Below are 19,219 nucleotides of genomic sequence, written 5' to 3' on the forward strand. Positions count from 1 at the left end.
GAGAGGAAATGGCTTGTAACAGAAAAAGAGGTAGAAAATGGCAAAGTACGGTTTTTTAGATATTTTAGATGAAGAATTGAGCAAGAATTTTAGTTATGATTTCGAGATAAATTGGGACAAAAGAAATTTCGCTGTTGAAGTCAGCTTCCTTTTGGAAGCTGCTAATCCAGAAGGCGTTGTTCTTTCGGATGCAGATGGCGTCGAGTCGGAAGAAAATGTTCTTTATGAAGATGCTGTAATCTTCTATAATCCCAACAAGTCCAAGTTTTCAGAAGAAGAATATTTAGCAGGTGTGGCTTATTCAGACCAAGGATTGTCTCGTGAATATATTGCTTACTTTGTTGCTTTCTTACAAGACACAGCGGATGAAGGCTTAGATGCTTTGATAGATTTCTTAAATTCCGATGAAGAAGAATTTATGCTTGAATTTGATCAAGAAAAATTTGAAAAAGGTTTGGAAAATCTTGAAGAAACAACTTTTTTCAAGTACCCCCGTTATTAATGTAAGGAAGAGGATAGACAATAATATGAACAATTGGAACAGTATCACTGTGCGCATCATTCGTGCAGCTGAAGAAGCTATCAGTAATATCTTAGTTGAAGCAGGCTCAGCAGGGGTTGAAATTAAGGACAGTGCAGACTATCTTCATCACAAGGACCTTTTCGGAGAAGTGCTTCCTCAGGTAGAACAGTCAGAAATGGTGGAAGTAACTGCTTATTATCCGGAAAACATGCCGATTACTGAGCTTAAGTCAGACATTGAACAAAAGATACATGCTTTAGCAGCAAGTTTTGACGTGACCAACGTTGAAGTACGTACAAATAATCTTGCGGAACAAGATTGGGCAGATGCTTGGAAAAAATATTTTGAACCAGCACGCATTACTCACGATTTGACGATTGTCCCAAGTTGGACAGATTATACTCCTCAATCTTCAGCTGAAAAGCTGATTCGCCTCGATCCAGGGATGGCTTTTGGTACAGGCACGCACCCAACAACAAAAATGAGCCTTTATGCCTTGGAACAAATCATTCGCGGGGGCGAAACGGTCTTGGATGTTGGCACAGGCTCTGGGGTGCTCTCTGTAGCTAGCGCTTATCTTGGTGCAAGTGAAATTCATGCTTATGATATTGATGAAGTTGCTGTGCGTGTAGCACGTGAAAATATTGAGCTTAACCCAAATACGGATAAAATTTCCATCTCAGCCAATAATTTATTGGAAGGTATCGAGCAACAAGCAGAAGTGATCGTTGCAAATATCTTGGCAGATATTCTTGTACTTATGACTGACGATGCTTACCGTCTGGTCAAAGACGAAGGTTATTTGATTATGAGTGGCATTATCGCTGACAAGGCAGATAAAGTCATTGCGTCAGCAGAAAATGCTGGTTTCTTCCTTGAAACGCGTATGACTCAAGGGGAATGGAACTGTGTGATTTTCAAAAAGACAGAAAACCGTGAAGGGGTAATTGGCGGTTAAGTATGGCAAATCAATATTTTGTGTTCAAAAAGCAACCAGAAATTGGTGAAGTCTTTACCGTTGACGATAAGGCAGCTGTGCATCACATTTTTACAGTCATGCGGACGAGTGTGGGGCAGAAGCTACAGCTGGTTTTTGAAGAGGGGCAAGTGGGCCTTGCCGAGGTTGTCTCTAGCGAGCAACGCACTGTACGTTTATTAGAGATGCTGGATGTACAAATGGAGCTTCCCGTTCATATTACTGTAGCACTTGGATTCCCTAAAGGCGATAAATTAGAATTTATCAGTGAGAAGGCAACGGAACTTGGTGCAAGTTCAATCTGGGCCGCACCCTTCAAATGGTCTGTGGCCAAATGGGACAACAAGAAGCTTGCTAAAAAGAAGGAAAAATTAGATAAAATTGTTTTAGGGGCTGCTGAACAATCTCGCCGTCAAATATTGCCAGAAATCCGTTTTTTTGAAAAGCTGTCTGAACTAGTTGCTACATTTTCTCAATTTGATCAAGTGTTAATTGCTTATGAAGAATCTGCTAAAGCAGGAGAGCAAGAGAAACTGGCTCAAAGTATGGCGAGTTTAAAAGCGGGTCAAAAAGTTTTACTGCTTTTTGGACCAGAAGGTGGTATTGCGCCGGAAGAGATTACGCTATTTGAGCAAGCAGGTGCCCAGAGTATCGGGCTCGGACCGCGTATTATGCGTGCTGAGACAGCGCCGCTCTATGCCTTGGCGGCCTTTTCAACTTACTTTGATTTATTGAAATAAACCGAACAAAGAAACGAAAACTCGCGATTTAAGGACTAAAAGCGTAAATTAATAGGCAGAAATGTGTTAGAATAGTAAAAATATATCAAGGAGGAAAGTGGAGCTACTTCACAGGAAATAAAACATGCCCTCAGAACCAAATCTTACCGGAGATCAAGTGGTTAAACTTGCCTCCGCATACATGAATGAAAAAGATATCTTGCTGGTGCGTAAAGCTTTGCAGTGTGCCTCAATAGCTCATGCTGAGCAGTATCGTGCAAGCGGAGAACCTTACATTATCCATCCCATCCAAGTGGCGGGAATTTTAGCAAAACTACAGCTTGATGCAGCAACAGTATCGGCAGGTTTTTTGCATGATGTTGTTGAAGACACAAACTTTATACAGTCAGACTTGGTGGAACTTTTTGGTGAAGAGATTGCGAATATTGTTGATGGAGTAACGAAGCTTGGTAAGGTAGAATACAAATCGCATGAAGAGCAGCTTGCGGAAAATCACCGCAAGATGTTGATGGCCATGAGCAAGGATATTCGCGTTATTTTGGTCAAGCTTGCCGACCGTCTCCATAATATGCGCACCCTTAAAAATCTCCGACCAGATAAACAAAAACGGATTTCAAGTGAGACGATGGCGATTTATGCGCCACTGGCACACCGCTTGGGTATTGGAAGCATTAAATGGGAACTTGAAGATCTCTCTTTCCGCTATCTTAATGAAACAGAGTTCTATCGTATCCGCGGCTTAATGAATGAAAAACGTGCAGCGCGTGAAAATTTAGTGGAAGAAGTGATTGAAAAACTAAATGAGCGTATGAAAGATGCACAAGTTGATGCTGAAATCTATGGCCGACCAAAGCATATCTATTCTATTTATCGTAAAATGCACGATAAGAAAAAGCGCTTTGATGAAATTTATGACCTCATTGCCATTCGTTGTTTGACAAATTCGACAAGCGATGTTTACACCACACTAGGTTATATCCATGATTTGTGGAAACCGATGCCCGGGCGCTTCAAGGATTATATTGCTAATCCTAAAGCCAATGGTTACCAGTCGGTTCACACCACGGTTTACGGTCCTAAAGGGCCGATGGAATTCCAAATCAGAACCCATGAGATGCATCAGATTGCGGAGTACGGGGTTGCAGCACACTGGGCTTACAAGCAAGGGCGTAAAGCTAAAGTTGACGTTCATGAGATTTCGGAAACACTGAACTGGATTAACGAATTGGTGGAACTTCAAGAGCAATCAGGTGATTCCGCAGAAGAATTTGTTAAAGCGGTTCAGGAAGATATTCTTGGCGACAAAATTTATGTGTTTACACCAACAGGAGCAGTTCAGGAATTACCAGCTGGCTCTGGTCCGATTGACTTTGCATATGCGATTCATACGCAAGTCGGAGATCATGCAACAGGGGCGAAGATCAACGAGCGGATGCAACCTCTGAATTATGTTCTGAAAACAGGTGATAAAGTGGAAATTATTACTTCCAAAACGTCATTTGGACCAAGTCGTGATTGGATTAAGCTTGTTAAGACCAATAAAGCCCGCAATAAGATTAAACAATTTTTCAAGAGCCAAGATAAGGAACTCTCTATCCATAAAGGGCGTGAAATGCTGCAAACTGAACTTGCAGAAAATGGTTTCACACCGAACCAATATTTGGATAAAAAGCATCTGGACGAAGTACTTGAAAAATTAAGTTATCGGGACAGCGAAGCCCTGTTTGCTGCCGTTGGTTTTGGTGAAATATCAGCGACTTCTGTATTCAATCGTTTGACAGAAAGTGAGCGCCGTAAAGTTGAGAAAGAAAAGCTAAAAGCTGAATCTGAACAACTGATGAAGGGCGAAGTAAAACGCGAAAACAAAAATAAAAATGTCATGAAAATCCGCCATGATGGTGGTGTAAGTGTTTCTGGCGTTGACAGCATGTTGGTGCATATCAGCAAATGTTGTAACCCTGTGCCAGGAGACAAGATTGTCGGCTATATCACTAAAGGTCGAGGGGTTTCCATCCACCGTGCAGACTGTAAAAATGTCCGCAGTCAAGAAGATTATGAAAAACGTCTGATAGATGTAGAATGGGATGATTCACAACACCTTACTAAAGAATACGTCGCAAATATCCACGTGTATGCCTTTAATCGTCCAAATCTGCTTAATGATATCGTCCAAGTGTTGTCTAATACAACAAAAAGTTTGATTTCAATCAATGCTCATCCAACAAAGGATAAGAAAATGGCCAATATCCATCTTTCCATTGGAATAAAAAATCTATCTGATTTGACTTTGATTGTTGATAAGATTAAGATGACACCAGATGTCTATAGTGTAAAACGGACGAATGGTTGATATAAAAACATCAAAAAATTATCCTTTTGGATAGTTTTTTTGATAAAATTAAATTATGAAAATAGTAATCCAAAGAGTTAAAGAAGCTTCAGTAAAAATTGAAAATAAAATTAAAAATCAAATCACATCTGGACTATTACTTCTTGTTGCAGTAGAAGATGCAGATACAGATTTTGACTTAGATTATGCCGTGCGGAAGATCAGTAAAATGCGCATTTTTTCAGATGAAAATGGCAAAATGAACCTATCTGTGCAAGATAACTCTGGCGAAGTACTTTCTATCTCACAGTTTACACTTTATGCAGATATTCGGAAAGGCACGCGACCAAGCTTTTCGCATGCTGGGAATCCTGCTTATGCAGAAGCGATGTACCTTAAATTTAATGAAAAGCTTAACCAGATTGTCCCGACTAAAGCAGGAGAATTTGGTGCAGACATGGAAATCAGCCTAATTAATGATGGACCAGTAACAATAATCATAGATACAAAAGATGCACGAAAATAGAAAGCAGAGGGAAACCGATGACAGTAAAAAACATCATTTTTGATCTCGGCGGTGTGATTCTTGATTTGGATTTTGAAAGAATGGCGCATCAATTCCATAAATTGGGGATTCCGGAGTTTGAAGATTATTTCACCTTGAAAAAGCAGGCGGACTTTTTCGAAGCTTTAGAGTTGGGGCGCATTACACCAGAAGTATTTTGTGACCGTCTTCGAGAAGAAGCAAAAGTCGATGTGGAGAATGAAGCGATAGAAAAAGCTTGGAATCTTATTTTGAAAGATTTTATTCCAGAGAGGATGGATTTTCTGGAAAAAATTTCGGAAAAATATAACATTTTTCTCTTTTCAAACACTAACAGTATCCATGCCAAATGTTTTGAAAAAAGATGCTTAGAACAAATGGGAAGAACTTTGGATTCTTACTTTAAACAGGTATTTTATTCACATAGTTTACACTTGAGAAAGCCTGATCCAGTAGCGTTTGAGGATGTTTTGGAGCGTTCGGGTTTACAGGCGTCGGAAACTTTGTTTATAGATGATAATGCCGCTAATATAGCCGGCGCACATAAGGTTGGGCTCCAAACAATCCATCTCCAAAAGCCTCAGACCATTCTCGACTTAGAACTTGATGAAGGATAAGTAAATCGATAAATAAAAACTCCCAAGGGAGTTTTTTCGCTTTTCTGACTAGCCAAATTGAAGTAAATAGTATAAAATTTATAAAGCTAAATATTTTTAGGAGTATTCTATCAGTTATGTTTTATATATTTTTACGCGGTTTAGTTCGCTTTTTGCTTTTCATATTTAATGGTAAGGCTACATACCACCATACAGAACGCATCCCAGACAAGTCTGAGAATTATATCTTGGTAGCGCCACACCGTATGATCCTTGATCCTGTTTACATGGCTTTTGCGACACGTCCAAAACAGTTTATCTTTATGGCCAAGAAAGAGCTTTTTAAAAATCCTTTCTTTGCGTGGTGGATTAAAAAATGTGGGGCTTTCCCAGTCGATCGTGAAAATCCCGGACGTGAAGTCATTCAGTATCCAGTAAAGATGCTAAAGAAATCAGACAAATCTCTCATCATGTTTCCAACAGGTTCACGGCACTCTAACGAACTCAAAGGCGGTGTTACGATTATCGCTAAAATGGCTAAAGTTCGAATTGTTCCTGCTGTTTATCAAGGGCCTTTATCCATGAAGGGTATTTTTAAGCGTGAAAAAGTACAATTGAATTTTGGGGAACCTATTGATATTTCAGATATTAAAAAGGCAAACGCTGAAGGTATCGAGGAAGTAAATCGCCGTTTAGAAGCTGCATTTGCTCAACTCGATAAGGAAATCGATCCAAATTACAAATACGTTGCTAAATAATACAGTTGTATTTATATTTTTTTGGTAACTATTGGAAAAAACCTTTAAAAATGCTAAAATTAAGGAAATATCCCTTATTTGGATAGTAAACGGAGAATACATGGCAAATATTATTAAAAAATTAGTAGAAAACGACAAAAAAGAGCTCAAAAGATTGCATAAAATGGCTCAAAAAGTCGAAGCATATGAAGAAGAAATGGCTGCCCTTGCCGATGAGCAACTACAAGCCAAAACAGAAGAATTTAGAGAACGTGCAGCTGCAGGTGAGAGTCTTGACGACATGCTGTACGAAGTTTTTGCTGTCTGCCGTGAAGCAGCAAAACGTGTCCTAGGTCTTTTTCCTTTCCACGTGCAAATTATGGGGGGGATTGTCCTCCACAATGGTGACGTTCCGGAGATGCGTACTGGTGAAGGTAAAACTTTGACAGCTACCATGCCCGTTTATTTAAATGCGATTTCTGGCAAGGGTGTACACGTAGTAACCGTCAATGAGTACTTGACAACACGTGACGCAACCGAAATGGGTGAATTATACAACTGGCTCGGTTTGACTGTTGGACTTAACCTTAACTCGAAGTCACCAGAAGAAAAACGTGAAGCATACAACTGTGACATCACTTATTCGACATCATCTGAGCTTGGTTTCGACTATTTGCGTGACAACATGGTCACTCGTTTTGAAGATATGGTACAGCGTCCGCTTAATTATGCGCTTGTCGATGAGGTCGATTCAATCTTGATTGATGAGGCGCGTACACCGTTGATTATTTCAGGTCAAGCAGAAGGCTCTTCTGCGCTTTATTACCGTGCAGATCAGTTTGCTAAAACTTTGGTTGGCCGTGAAGATTATGAAGAAGGCGATGACTATAAGATTGACTTGCAATCTAAAACTATTTCTCTCACAGATGAGGGAATAGATAAAGCAGAACGTTTCTTTGATATTGAAAATCTTTATGACATGGAAAATGTTGCCTTGACTCACTTTGTGGACAATGCACTCCGTGCCAACTATATCATGCTTCATGATATTGATTATATGGTTGATGACCAACAGGAAGTCTTGATTATTGACCAGTTTACAGGTCGTACAATGCCTGGTCGTCGCTATTCTGATGGTTTACACCAAGCGATTGAAGCCAAAGAAGGTGTGCCGATTCAAGATGAATCGAAAACAATGGCTTCAATTACGATTCAAAACTACTTCCGTATGTACAAAAAATTGTCAGGGATGACGGGTACAGCGAAAACGGAAGAAGAAGAATTCCGTGAAATCTATAATATTCAAATTATCCCAATTCCAACGAACCGTCCAATTCGCCGTGTGGACCATCCAGACTTGCTTTATCCAACACTTGAAGCAAAACTGAATGCCGTCTTGGATGACGTGAAGAAACGTCATGCTGAAGGACAACCTATCTTGATTGGTACTGTGGCTGTTGAAACTTCTGAGATCATTTCGAAAAAATTGGTCGAAGCTAAAATTCCGCATGAAGTTTTGAATGCGAAAAACCACTTCCGCGAAGCACAAATCATTATGAATGCCGGTCAACAAGGCGCAGTAACCATTGCGACCAATATGGCGGGGCGTGGTACCGACATTAAGCTTGGCCCTGGTGTTAAAGAACACCCAAATCCAGAATACCAAGGTCTCGCGGTAATCGGTACGGAACGTCATGAAAGTCGTCGTATCGATAACCAGCTCCGTGGACGCTCTGGGCGTCAAGGGGACGCTGGTGTCTCTCAATTTTATCTTTCACTTGAAGATGACTTGATGAAACGTTTTGGTTCTGAACGTGTTTCTGCCTTCCTTGATCGTATGCGTATCAGTGGTGATGATGCCGTCATCAAATCGGGCTTGATCACACGACAAATCGAAGGGTCACAGAAACGTGTCGAAGGAAATAACTACGATTCACGTAAACAAGTCTTGCAATATGATGATGTGATTCGTGAGCAACGTGAAGTTATTTATGCACAACGCCATGAAGTGATTGTAGCGACTGAAGATATGACACCTGCTCTGTACGGTATGTTTAAGCGTACAATTGATCGCCAAGTTGACGGTCACGCAGCAACAGGTGATCTTCAGGAAGAAGCAAATCTGCTCAATCTTTATGAAACTGTTGAAAACACAATGCTTTCAGCGGATGTCTTTAGCATTGAGGATCTTCGTGGTAAAAGCCCACAAGAAATTAAAGATTTTCTTTTTGAAAAAGTCAAAGAACATTATGCAACACAAATGGAACGCTTGGGCGATGAAGAGCGTCAGATTGACTTCCAACGTGCTGTTATCCTTCGTGTAGTAGACAACAATTGGTCTGAGCATATCGATCATCTGGATCAAATGCGTCAGTCTGTAGGCTTACGTGGTTATGCACAAAACAATCCGATAGTTGAATACCAAGAAGAATCACACAAAATGTTTAATAACATGATTGGAGCTATTGAGTTTGAAGTGACGCGTTTGATGATGAAAGCTCAGATTCATCCGCAAACCGCAGTTCAAGAACAAGCGCCGCGTGTAACTGTAACGGCTTCACAAGAAAACTTGACAAATGTGGGTCAATCTTCTGCAGAAGGTATTGATTTCAGTAAAGTTGGCCGTAATGATATGTGTCCATGTGGTTCAGGTAAAAAATATAAGAACTGTCATGGCCGCGTTCACACCGCTTAGATAAAAAAGTGATAAAATAGACGAAACACCCTAAGTTAGGGTGTTTCATTTTTCTAAGTTGATAAATACAAAAGATATCAATAAATTGAAAGGAGAAAGATGTCTTTCAAAATAATAAGCCCAGAGATAAATATTGATGCAGTCAAAATGCTGGGCCACCTTGATAGCGCACAATATCAGCGAAAAGAAGCAAGAGACAGAGAATTAGAAGCAATTATCAAAGGGGAAGATTCCCGACTTTTGCTAATTATTGGTCCATGTTCCTCGGACAATGAAGAAGCTGTTTTGGAGTATGCGCATCGTTTGGCTAAACTCCAAGAAAAAGTAAAAGACAAGATTTTCATGGTAATGCGTGTTTATACAGCGAAACCACGAACAAACGGGGAAGGGTATAAAGGAATCATTCATCAGCCAGATGCATCAGGTGGAGCTGATCTTATCAATGGTATTCGTATGGTACGTGACCTTCACTATAAAGTCATTACACAAACTGGATTGACCACTGCTGATGAAATGCTGTACCCGGAAAACTTGCCTTTAGTAGATGATTTAGTTTCTTATTACGCAGTTGGCGCCCGCTCAGTGGAAAATCAGCAGCATCGCTTCGTGGCCTCGGGTATCGACGCGCCAACGGGGATGAAAAATCCAACTTCTGGCAATATCAAAGTTATGCTAAATGGTATTTACGCGGCTCAGCAAGAACAAGACTTTCTCTTTGGGCGTGCAGAAGTGCAAACTGAAGGAAATCCTTTAGCCCATGCCATTTTACGAGGTGGACAGGATGAGCATGGCAAAAATCTTCCCAATTACTATACGGATAACTTGCAGGAAGTTATTGAAAATTATGAAAAAATGGGTCTGAAGAATCCCTTTATCATCGTGGATGCCAATCACGATAACTCTGGGAAAAAATATATGGAGCAAATTCGAATTGTACGACAAACTTTAGTCAATCGTGATTGGGATGAAAAAATTCGCCGTTATGTACGAGGTTTTATGATTGAGTCGTATTTAGAAGATGGACGTCAAGACCGACCTGAAGTTTTTGGAAAATCAATCACTGATGCTTGTCTTGGCTGGGAGAAAACAGAGGCCTTGATTCAGGAGATTTATCAGGCAGAAATATAAAAATTTCAGCTGCTAAATAAAAAAGCCGGAATGATGAAGATAATTTAATGAAAAAATGATTGCAAACCTTTTCACTTTGTAGTATAATGTTAAAGTATAGATATGCTGAACAAAAAGGCATTATCGAATAAAAATTGAAATAAGGAGATTCCAAAAATGGCATCTAAAGAATTCCACATCGTTGCAGAAACTGGTATCCACGCACGTCCAGCTACATTGCTCGTTCAAACAGCTTCTAAATTCACTTCAGAAATTAACCTTGAATACAAAGGTAAATCTGTAAACCTTAAATCAATCATGGGTGTTATGTCACTCGGTGTTGGTCAAGGCGCTGATGTAACTATCACTGCTGAAGGTGCTGATGCTGATGACGCATTGAGCACAATCGCTGAAACAATGGTTAAGGAAGGTCTTGCTGAATAATGACATCTATGCTTAAAGGTATCGCTGCATCATCAGGTGTAGCCGTAGCGAAGGCATACTTGCTTGTTCAACCTGATTTGTCATTTGAGACAGTGACTGTTGAGAATATCGAAAATGAAGAAGCTCGTCTTGATGCAGCTCTTGCTGCCGCTCAAAGCGAGCTTCAAATCATTAAAGATAAAGCAGTAGATAGCCTCGGAGAAGAAGCCGCAGCCGTATTTGACGCACACATGATGGTTCTTGCAGATCCAGACATGACTGCTCAAATTAAAGCTACTATTGAATCTAAAAAAGTTAATGCTGAAGCAGCCCTTAAAGAAATCACTGATATGTTCATTGCTATCTTTGAAGGTATGGAAGACAATGCTTACATGCAAGAACGTGCTGCTGATATTAAAGACGTTACAAAACGTGTAATGGCAAACCTTCTTGGTGTTAAATTGCCAAGCCCAGCTTTGATTAACGAAGAAGTAATCATTGTTGCTGAAGACTTGACGCCATCAGATACAGCACAGCTTGATAAGAAATACGTTAAAGCCTTTGTTACAAACATTGGTGGACGTACGTCTCACTCAGCGATTATGGCACGTACGCTTGAAATCCCTGCTGTTTTGGGTACAAACAATATTACTGAACTTGTTTCTGAAGGCCAACTTATGGCTGTATCAGGTTTAACAGGTGAAGTTGTTCTTGACCCAACGCCAGAGCAACAAAGCGAATTCCATGCAGCTGGTGAAGCATATGCGGCACAAAAAGCTGAATGGGCTGCTCTTAAAGATGCTGAAACAGTAACAGCTGATGGTAAGCACTTTGAGTTAGCTGCAAACATTGGTACACCTAAAGACGTTGAAGGTGTTAACGACAATGGTGCGGAAGCTGTTGGTCTTTACCGTACAGAGTTCCTCTATATGGATGCTCAAGACTTCCCAACGGAAGAAGATCAGTACGAAGCTTACAAAGCAGTGCTTGAAGGCATGAATGGTAAACCAGTCGTTGTTCGTACAATGGACATCGGTGGTGATAAAACATTGCCATACTTTGACTTGCCAGAAGAAATGAACCCATTCTTGGGTTGGCGTGCTTTGCGTATCTCACTTTCTAATAGTGGTAATGCAATGTTCCGTACACAACTTCGTGCACTTCTCCGTGCATCAGTTCACGGGACACTCCGTATCATGTTCCCAATGGTTGCATTGGTTACAGAATTCCGTGCAGCTAAGAAAATCTACGACGAAGAAAAAGCTAAATTGATCGCCGAAGGCGTTCCAGTAGCTGAAGGTATCGAAGTAGGTATCATGATCGAAATCCCAGCAGCAGCAATGTTGGCTGACCAATTTGCGAAGGAAGTTGATTTCTTCTCAATCGGTACAAACGATTTGATCCAATACACAATGGCTGCAGACCGTATGAATGAACAAGTTTCATACCTCTACCAACCTTACAACCCATCTATCCTTCGCCTTATCAACAATGTTGTTAAAGCAGCGCATGCAGAAGGCAAATGGGCTGGTATGTGTGGTGAAATGGCCGGCGATCAAACTGCTGTTCCACTTCTCATGGGTATCGGACTTGATGAATTCTCAATGTCAGCAACATCTGTTCTCCAAACACGTTCATTGATGAAACGTTTGGACTCAACTAAGATGGAAGAACTTTCAAACAAAGCTCTTACTGAATGTGCAACAATGGAAGAAGTTGTCGCACTCGTTGAAGAATATACAAAATAAGAAAAACGCGAAGAAATTCGCGTTTTTTTGTTTTTAAGCACAATCATATTTTGGCGCTTTTTATTCTAATGAATAAAAGGACTAAAATAAAAAAGCCCTCAGAGGCTATTTTAATTAGAAGGGAAGTCCTTTAGAGAACTTGCTTAGTTTTTGTTCAGTTGTTTTTTCGATTTGAGTGAGCGCATCATTTACAGCATCTGCAACTAAATCTTGCAATGTTTCAGGATCTTCAGGGTCAATCACATCACTCTTGATCGTTAAGCTTGTCAATTTACGATCACCAGAAAATTCAGCGACGACTAAATCTTGTGCTGCTTTACCCAAAAAAGTAGTATTGGCAATTTCTTCTTGTGAAGCTTGCATTTGTTTTTGCAATTTTTGTGCTTGCTTCATCATGTTTTGCATATTCATCATCGTAGTTTATTATCTCCTTATTTCAAGACTTAAGCGCCTTGATTATTGCAAATATATAGTTTCTTGATGTCATTATTATACCATTTTTGTACATGATTTTGAAGCAGGTGAGAAAACAAAAAAACGTCTATTCATTAGACGTTTAAATAATATGCGGAAGGCGGGACTTGAACCCGCACAGCCAAGATAGGCCACAGGATCCTTAATCCTGCGCGTCTGCCAATTCCGCCACTTCCGCGAATTGGTACTTTAATATAATACCATTTTAGGAAGTGAAAAGCAAGAATAAACTGTAATAGGGTGTTCTCGTACTGTCAAAGAATTAACCGTTATAGTTTTTCAAGAATTTTTCAACAGATTGACGGTAGAGTTGAGGATTTGTCTCAAAGGCCTTGGCATGTGCAGCACCTTTAATTAAAAGCATTTCCTTTGGTGTTCCTGCCTTGACCGCTTGGTAGTTTTCCTTAAGCATTGATGTAGGCACATAAGTGTCTGAATCGCCGTGAATAAGGAGAATCGGGCGATCGTTTTGAGAGAGCGCTTGTGTCGCACTTGCTTCTTTTAAAAACCAACCTTGACGCACTTTATTCATAGCGGATAAACTATAGACAAGGGGAAATGGGGGAATATTGTAGGTGGATTTGGCTTGATAGGTGATTTCTGACCAGACATCAGTATATCCACAATCTTCAATAATACTGTTTACAGAGTCAGGTAATTCTGTTTCACTCGAAGCCATCATAACCGTTGCGGCTCCCATAGAAAGTCCAAATAAAGTAATACGGCTTTCAGGATTTTCTTGTGTTAATTTTTTTGACCAGGCAATCACGTCTTTTTTATCGTAGTAACCATAAGTAATGAGCTGACCTTCTGAGGCTCCAGCAGCACGATTGTCAGGCATAAGCACATTATAGCCTAACTCATGGAAGAGTTGCCCATATTGGCGCATCGCTTCTTTATTTTGGCGGAAACCGTGGACAACAATAACTGTTTTATTTGTTTTATGTTCCGCTGGAATATACCAAGCCTTGAGTTTTAAGCCACCATTTTCCATGGTAAGCGTTTTTTTATTCAACTTATCAAATTGTGTGACAAGAGGATAATTTTTACTTGATGCTTGAACTTGGCCCACGGGCGCATCATTTCGGACATAAGCAACAGAGTAGAAATAATAAGTAACCCCTAAATCAACGAGCAACAAAAGGCTTATGATACTAATTGTCCATAAAGCGAAAATTTTCTTTTTACGTTTTTTCATCGCATTATTATACCAAATTTTTTGAGAAAAATAGGAATACGAGCACTTGGGAGACAGGGCGTTTAAACCGGTGCACCCCATTGCGTATGAAAAAACCTTCCCACAAGAGCCAACAAATGTGTGGGAAGGAAAAGGAGTAGTCGGGAATCAAAGGGGATTGATTCTTTGAGCCATTATGTTTAGGGAAGCGAAATGAAGATCACTTTATTGGCTCTTGGCTACATCTATCTTTTATTTATCTTTATTCTAACATGGTTTTGAGCTTCTAAGTAATGATATGCAACAAGAATTAAAGCTGAAAAAGCGCTTTCTTGGAAAAAAGTGACTTTTCCTCTACTTTGTGTTAAAATAATGGAGATAATTTTTAGTATGGGAGAGAGTGGCTTGGCTATAAAAAAGACCTATCGTGTAAAACGCTCGAAAGACTTTGAACAAATATTTTTAGCGAAAAATAGCTTTGCCAATAAGAAATTTGTTGTATATAAACTCGATACTGAGCAACAGCATTTTCGTACAGGGATTTCAGTAAGTAAAAAGATTGGAAATGCGGTCACACGAAATCGTGTGAAGCGGCTCATTAGACATGCAGTTGCAGAGTTTTCTTCTCATTTAGAAGATGAAGATTTTGTGGTTATTGCACGTCCAGGAGTCGAAAAACTCAGTTTTGAGGAAGTAAGAAAAAATCTCAAGCATGTATTGAAATTGTCTAAAATTTATAAAGATGGAGAAAAGAATTGAAAAAGAAAATAACTTTGCTTTCGATGGCAAGTGCTTCTTTACTCTTATTGGCTGCCTGTGGACGTTCTGAGGTTACACAACATTCAACAAACTTTTGGGAACAGATAGTTTATGGATTTGCTCAGGTTATTCGTTTCTTGTCATTTGGTGGTATGACAGCTGTTGGTATTATTTTATTTACCTTGATTATTCGTGCGGCACTTTTGCCTTTGATGAATATTCAAATCAAGTCTAGCCAAAAAATGCAGGAAATTCAGCCTGAAATAAAAAAAATACAAGCGCAATATCCAGGTAAAGACGTGGATTCGCGTCGTAAAGTTCAAGAAGAAACACAAGAACTTTACGCTAAAAACAAGGTTAACCCTTATGCAGGGTGTCTACCACTCTTAGTGCAAATGCCAATATTATGGGCTTTGTACCAAGCTTTGACACGTGTAGATTTCTTAAAGCACGGAACTTTCCTCTGGTTTAATATCGGGGATAAAGATCCAACATTTATCTTGCCAATTTTGGCAGCACTTTTTACATTTGCGAGCTCATGGTTGACAATGAAATCAGCACCTGAGAAAAATGCAATGACAAGTACGATGACATTTGCGATGCCAGTAATGATTTTTGTTTTCGCAATCAATGTCGCAAGCGGTGTTGCTCTTTACTGGGTGGTGTCAAATGGTTTCCAAGTCTTACAAACTTTGCTTATTGCCAATCCCTTCAAAATAATTGCAGCGCGTGAAGCTAAAGCCCAAGCGGAAAAGGATAAAGTAAAAGCACGTGAGAAGGCATTAAAGAAGGCTTTGAAAAATAAAAAGTAAATCAGGAGATAGGAGTTTTAAATCATGACTATTTTTACTGGGAGAACAGTTGAAGAAGCAATAGAACGCGGCTTATATCGTTTAGGTGTAAAGCGCGAGAATGTACATATTCATGTAAAACAAAAAGAAAAACGTGGTTTTTTAGGATTTGGTAAAAAACGAGCCCTCGTAGATATAGAAGAAATCAAAGAAGAAACCATTCGTAAAGCGGATCGTTTAGCAGAACGTGGTGTTGAAGATATCAATCTCGGTGTGCCAAAAGCACAGTCTGCCATGGAAGCAACTCTTGAGTTAAGCCAAATTGTGAAAGCTGTACGTGCAGCTGAAAAAGAACAAGAAGGTGAATTAACTCCAGAAGAACGTGAAGTTATAATTGAAGAAGTTAAAGCAGACATTGCTCAAAGCAAAGATCCGCTTCCAGAAGTTGAAATTCCCGAGAAGGTAAAAGAAAAAGCTAAGGCTGTACCAATGGAATTAACAGCTGAGGAAACAGAGTTTGCGGATAAAATTTCGACTTACTTAACAAACATTACTTCTGAAATGGGTATTGCAATCACTGTAAATGTAGCAAAAGAAGGCACTTTGCTTGTTTTTAACTTAAATTCGAATCAAGATGCTTTACTCATTGGTAAACATGGGAAGATTTTGCAAAGTTTACAAACCTTGGCTAAAGCTTATGCGAACAGTATTTTAAGTACACGTGTAAATATTGCTGTCAATGTTGGCGATTATCATGAAAAGCGTAAAGCATATATTACAAGTTTGGCGCATCGTGCAGCAGAACGTGCCCGTTCTGGTGAAACGGTCTATATTAATGATTTACAGTCCAATGAACGCAAGATTGTACACACAATTATTTCGAAAGAAGAAGGTGTTTCTAGCCATTCTGAAGGTAACGAATACAATCGTTATATCACCGTTACAAAAGAAATTTGACATTTCCGATGATTTGGTGTAGAATATTTTAGTATGCTTTAAGCACAGAAATGAAAGAAAGGAACACCGCAAGAACGGTGGAGCTACTTTCCCAAGTGAAGTAGCCCAGGGATTTAACAAATGAAACGTACTTACCAACCACATAAAAAACCTCGTAAGACTACTCACGGATTCCGTGCACGCATGGCAACTAAAAACGGACGTCGTGTACTTGCAGCTCGTCGTCGTAAAGGACGTGCTTCACTTACAGTTTAATTGTAAAAAGATGCTCACCCTCGGGTGGGTTTTTTTCTTTTGGAAACATGATTCATAAAAAGGAACAAAAATAACTCTTGAGAAAGTAAAGCGTTTACTTTTATTGTGATATAATGAATTTATTGTAAAAGAAGAGGAGTTGTTGTTAATGAAAAAAATTCAGATTGCCGATATGCAAGCTTCACAAATTATCTTGGGCTGTATGCGTATCATAGAACCAGGAAAGAATCCCGTTAAAGTTATTGAGACAGCTTATGAAAATGGCATTAACTTTTTTGACCATGCGGATATTTATGGCGCGGGACAGTGTGAAACGGTTTTTGCTGAGGCTTTAGCACAAACCTCTATTCGACGGGAAGATATTTATCTCCAGTCGAAATGCGCCATCCGTCCAGGTATCGCCTTTGATTTTTCAAAAGAACATATTATCCAATCGGTAGAAGGGTCTTTAAAACGGCTACAGACAGATTATCTTGATACTATGCTCTTGCATCGCCCCGACACGTTAATGGAGCCAGAAGAGGTCGCAGAGGCCTTCTACGAGCTCGAGAAATCTGGAAAGGTTCGCTATTTTGGCGTTTCCAATCAAAACCCAATGCAGGTGGAGTTGCTTAAAACAGCAGTGAAGCAGCCGTTACTCTTTAATCAGCTTCAATTTGGCTTAAAACATACCGAAATGGTTGATGCAGGCCTCAATGTGAATATTCCTAATCAAGCCAGTCATATGCAAGATGGTTCAGTATTAGAGTATTCCCGCATTAATAAGATGACGATTCAAGCTTGGTCTCCTTTCCAACATGGTTATTTTGATGGCCCTTTTGTTGGCAATGATAAATTCCCTGAATTAAACAAAAAACTTGAAGAATATGCTGAAAAATACAATCTTACACCTTCAGGGATTGCGATAGCGTGGATTAATCGCCATCCAGCACGTATGCAGACGATAATTGGTACGATGACGGAACAACGGATTGAGGAAGTAACAAATGCGAGTGATCTGGTTCTCAGCCGTGACGAGTGGTATGACTTATATATGGCAGCCGGAAATATTCTCCCTTAAGCCCGTAAATTGATAGTTTAGCATTGAGCGACAAATGGCTCTAATAGAACCGTCTAGAGTGCCATTTATTCGAGTTGCTAGACGAAATAGATTGAATTAGTGTCAGAAATGATGTATAATTAGAGAGCATTATTAGAAAAAATTAATTAAAAGGATTTTTAAGCAGTTTGCTTGAACCTACCCCAAAGGAGGTACATATTATGAGTTTTACAGATGAAACAGTCCGCTTTGAATTTGATGATTCAAGTAAAAAAGAAATCGGCGAAACACTTGTAAATGTTTATCGTGCACTTGATGCTAAAGGTTACAATCCTATCAACCAAATGGTAGGTTATGTTTTGTCAGGAGATCCAGCTTATATTCCACGTCACGACGATGCGCGTAACAAAATCCGTCGTTTTGACCGTGATGATATTGTTGAAGAATTGATTAAAGAATACTTAAAAGCACACGGTGTACAACTTTAATGTACAGTAGAATTTTAGGTTTGGATGTGGGTACGAAAACTGTTGGTGTAGCTGTGAGTGATTTATTGGGAATGACGGCTCAGCCTGTCGAAACAATAAAGATTGACAGTGAAGCTGGTGAATTTGGTTTTGAACGCTTAGCAGAACTGATTACAGAATATAAGCCTTCAAAAATCGTACTCGGTTTACCCAAACATATGAATAATGATGAAGGTATTCGTGCGGAAGCTTCAAGAAACTATGGTGAAAAAATTACCGAAACGTTTGATGTCGCTATAGAATACCAAGATGAACGCTTGACGACAATGCAAGCAGAAAAAGTATTGATTGATGGTGGTGTCCGTCGTAAGGACCGTAAAAAATCAATTGATAAACTCGCCGCTGTCTTGATATTACAAAATTATCTTGATGCGCACAAATTATTTTAGAAGTAGGAAGTATTATGTCAGAACATACACATGACCATGACCACGAAGACCGTTTTATCACTCTTATTGATGATAACGGTAATGAAAGCCTTTTTGAAATCTTGATCACTATTGATGGCCAAGAAGAATTTGGTAAAAATTACGTCCTCGTTATGCCTGTTGATGGTGCAGAAGATGATAATGGTGAAGTTGAAATCCAAGCCTATTCATTTACTCAAAATGAAGACGGCACTGAAGGTGATTTACAGCCTATCGCTGAAGATTCAGATGCTGAATGGGATATGATTGAAGAAGTTTTTAATAACTTTATGGAAAATCAGGACGACGAAGTTTATTGATAAATCAAGAGTCAAAGCCTCTTTTTTTATTGCATTAATATTGAAATATTATAAACTATTCCAAAAAATTTTTAGCAAAAATTGAGTACTTTGAA

General features: G+C 39.5%; 21 protein-coding genes and 1 tRNA gene. 19 read left to right on the forward strand and 3 right to left on the reverse strand.

Annotated features, from left to right (window positions below; all coding sequences use genetic code 11):
- Positions 1–37: 37 nt before the first annotated feature.
- The 11 genes from PYW30_RS00260 (at position 38) to ptsP (ending at position 12,418) form a co-directional block, all read left to right on the forward strand.
- A complete protein-coding gene (locus tag PYW30_RS00260) occupies positions 38–502 on the forward strand; it encodes a DUF3013 family protein (RefSeq protein ID WP_042218119.1) in 465 nt (154 codons plus the stop codon).
- A gap of 25 nt (positions 503–527) precedes the next feature.
- A complete protein-coding gene (gene prmA, locus PYW30_RS00265; RefSeq protein WP_042218117.1) occupies positions 528–1,481 on the forward strand; it encodes a 50S ribosomal protein L11 methyltransferase in 954 nt (317 codons plus the stop codon).
- A gap of 2 nt (positions 1,482–1,483) precedes the next feature.
- Positions 1,484–2,239, forward strand: coding sequence for a 16S rRNA (uracil(1498)-N(3))-methyltransferase (locus PYW30_RS00270; RefSeq protein ID WP_042218115.1), 756 nt, complete (start codon positions 1,484–1,486; stop codon positions 2,237–2,239).
- Positions 2,240–2,363: 124 nt separating this feature from the next.
- Positions 2,364–4,589: a RelA/SpoT family protein gene (locus tag PYW30_RS00275; protein WP_003133614.1), complete on the forward strand. Its 2,226-nt coding sequence runs from the start codon at positions 2,364–2,366 to the stop codon at positions 4,587–4,589.
- A gap of 55 nt (positions 4,590–4,644) precedes the next feature.
- Positions 4,645–5,094, forward strand: coding sequence for a D-aminoacyl-tRNA deacylase (gene dtd, locus PYW30_RS00280; protein ID WP_014024118.1), 450 nt, complete (start codon positions 4,645–4,647; stop codon positions 5,092–5,094).
- A gap of 17 nt (positions 5,095–5,111) precedes the next feature.
- Positions 5,112–5,729, forward strand: coding sequence for an HAD family hydrolase (locus PYW30_RS00285; RefSeq protein ID WP_042218113.1), 618 nt, complete (start codon positions 5,112–5,114; stop codon positions 5,727–5,729).
- 116 nt (positions 5,730–5,845) lie between these two features.
- Complete coding sequence (locus PYW30_RS00290) at positions 5,846–6,466, forward strand: lysophospholipid acyltransferase family protein (RefSeq protein ID WP_019291927.1); 621 nt, start codon at positions 5,846–5,848, stop codon at positions 6,464–6,466.
- 100 nt (positions 6,467–6,566) lie between these two features.
- Positions 6,567–9,140: a preprotein translocase subunit SecA gene (gene secA / locus PYW30_RS00295; protein ID WP_003133618.1), complete on the forward strand. Its 2,574-nt coding sequence runs from the start codon at positions 6,567–6,569 to the stop codon at positions 9,138–9,140.
- 99 nt (positions 9,141–9,239) lie between these two features.
- Complete coding sequence (locus tag PYW30_RS00300; protein WP_003133619.1) at positions 9,240–10,268, forward strand: 3-deoxy-7-phosphoheptulonate synthase; 1,029 nt, start codon at positions 9,240–9,242, stop codon at positions 10,266–10,268.
- Positions 10,269–10,424: 156 nt separating this feature from the next.
- Positions 10,425–10,691, forward strand: coding sequence for a phosphocarrier protein HPr (locus PYW30_RS00305; protein WP_003133620.1), 267 nt, complete (start codon positions 10,425–10,427; stop codon positions 10,689–10,691).
- Positions 10,691–12,418, forward strand: coding sequence for a phosphoenolpyruvate--protein phosphotransferase (gene ptsP / locus PYW30_RS00310; protein WP_042218109.1), 1,728 nt, complete (start codon positions 10,691–10,693; stop codon positions 12,416–12,418). Before PYW30_RS00305 ends, ptsP begins: the two co-directional genes overlap by 1 nt.
- Before the next feature lie 114 nt (positions 12,419–12,532).
- On the opposite strand, the gene PYW30_RS00315 is transcribed toward ptsP, so the two are convergent.
- From PYW30_RS00315 to PYW30_RS00325, 3 genes are all read right to left on the reverse strand, one after another.
- Positions 12,533–12,832: a YbaB/EbfC family nucleoid-associated protein gene (locus PYW30_RS00315; protein WP_042218108.1), complete on the reverse strand. Its 300-nt coding sequence runs from the start codon at positions 12,830–12,832 to the stop codon at positions 12,533–12,535.
- A 152-nt stretch (positions 12,833–12,984) separates the two neighbouring features.
- Positions 12,985–13,070 (reverse strand) — tRNA-Leu (locus tag PYW30_RS00320).
- 84 nt (positions 13,071–13,154) lie between these two features.
- Positions 13,155–14,090, reverse strand: a complete 936-nt coding sequence (locus PYW30_RS00325) for an alpha/beta hydrolase (RefSeq protein WP_042218106.1) — start codon at positions 14,088–14,090, stop codon at positions 13,155–13,157.
- 369 nt (positions 14,091–14,459) lie between these two features.
- Between PYW30_RS00325 and rnpA the strand changes: the two genes are divergently transcribed.
- The 8 genes from rnpA (at position 14,460) to PYW30_RS00365 (ending at position 19,124) form a co-directional block, all read left to right on the forward strand.
- Entirely contained in the window at positions 14,460–14,828 is a 369-nt protein-coding gene (gene rnpA, locus PYW30_RS00330; protein WP_016171030.1) for a ribonuclease P protein component, read from the forward strand.
- Positions 14,825–15,640 (forward strand): YidC/Oxa1 family membrane protein insertase, encoded by an 816-nt coding sequence (locus PYW30_RS00335; RefSeq protein ID WP_003133626.1) that lies wholly within the window; start codon positions 14,825–14,827, stop codon positions 15,638–15,640. The genes rnpA and PYW30_RS00335 overlap by 4 nt, the downstream gene beginning before the upstream one ends.
- 24 nt (positions 15,641–15,664) lie before the next feature.
- Positions 15,665–16,576, forward strand: coding sequence for an RNA-binding cell elongation regulator Jag/EloR (gene jag, locus PYW30_RS00340; protein ID WP_003133627.1), 912 nt, complete (start codon positions 15,665–15,667; stop codon positions 16,574–16,576).
- 120 nt (positions 16,577–16,696) lie between these two features.
- Complete coding sequence (gene rpmH, locus PYW30_RS00345; RefSeq protein WP_003135255.1) at positions 16,697–16,831, forward strand: 50S ribosomal protein L34; 135 nt, start codon at positions 16,697–16,699, stop codon at positions 16,829–16,831.
- Positions 16,832–16,979: 148 nt separating this feature from the next.
- Positions 16,980–17,891 (forward strand): aldo/keto reductase, encoded by a 912-nt coding sequence (locus PYW30_RS00350; RefSeq protein WP_003133628.1) that lies wholly within the window; start codon positions 16,980–16,982, stop codon positions 17,889–17,891.
- Between the two features lie 200 nt (positions 17,892–18,091).
- A complete protein-coding gene (locus PYW30_RS00355; protein WP_003133629.1) occupies positions 18,092–18,358 on the forward strand; it encodes an IreB family regulatory phosphoprotein in 267 nt (88 codons plus the stop codon).
- Entirely contained in the window at positions 18,358–18,786 is a 429-nt protein-coding gene (gene ruvX, locus PYW30_RS00360; protein ID WP_042218102.1) for a Holliday junction resolvase RuvX, read from the forward strand. Before PYW30_RS00355 ends, ruvX begins: the two co-directional genes overlap by 1 nt.
- Before the next feature lie 14 nt (positions 18,787–18,800).
- Positions 18,801–19,124, forward strand: coding sequence for a DUF1292 domain-containing protein (locus PYW30_RS00365; RefSeq protein ID WP_003133632.1), 324 nt, complete (start codon positions 18,801–18,803; stop codon positions 19,122–19,124).
- Positions 19,125–19,219: the final 95 nt, after the last annotated feature.

The sequence above is a fragment of the Lactococcus garvieae subsp. garvieae genome, from assembly GCF_029024465.1.
GTDB lineage: Bacteria > Bacillota > Bacilli > Lactobacillales > Streptococcaceae > Lactococcus > Lactococcus garvieae.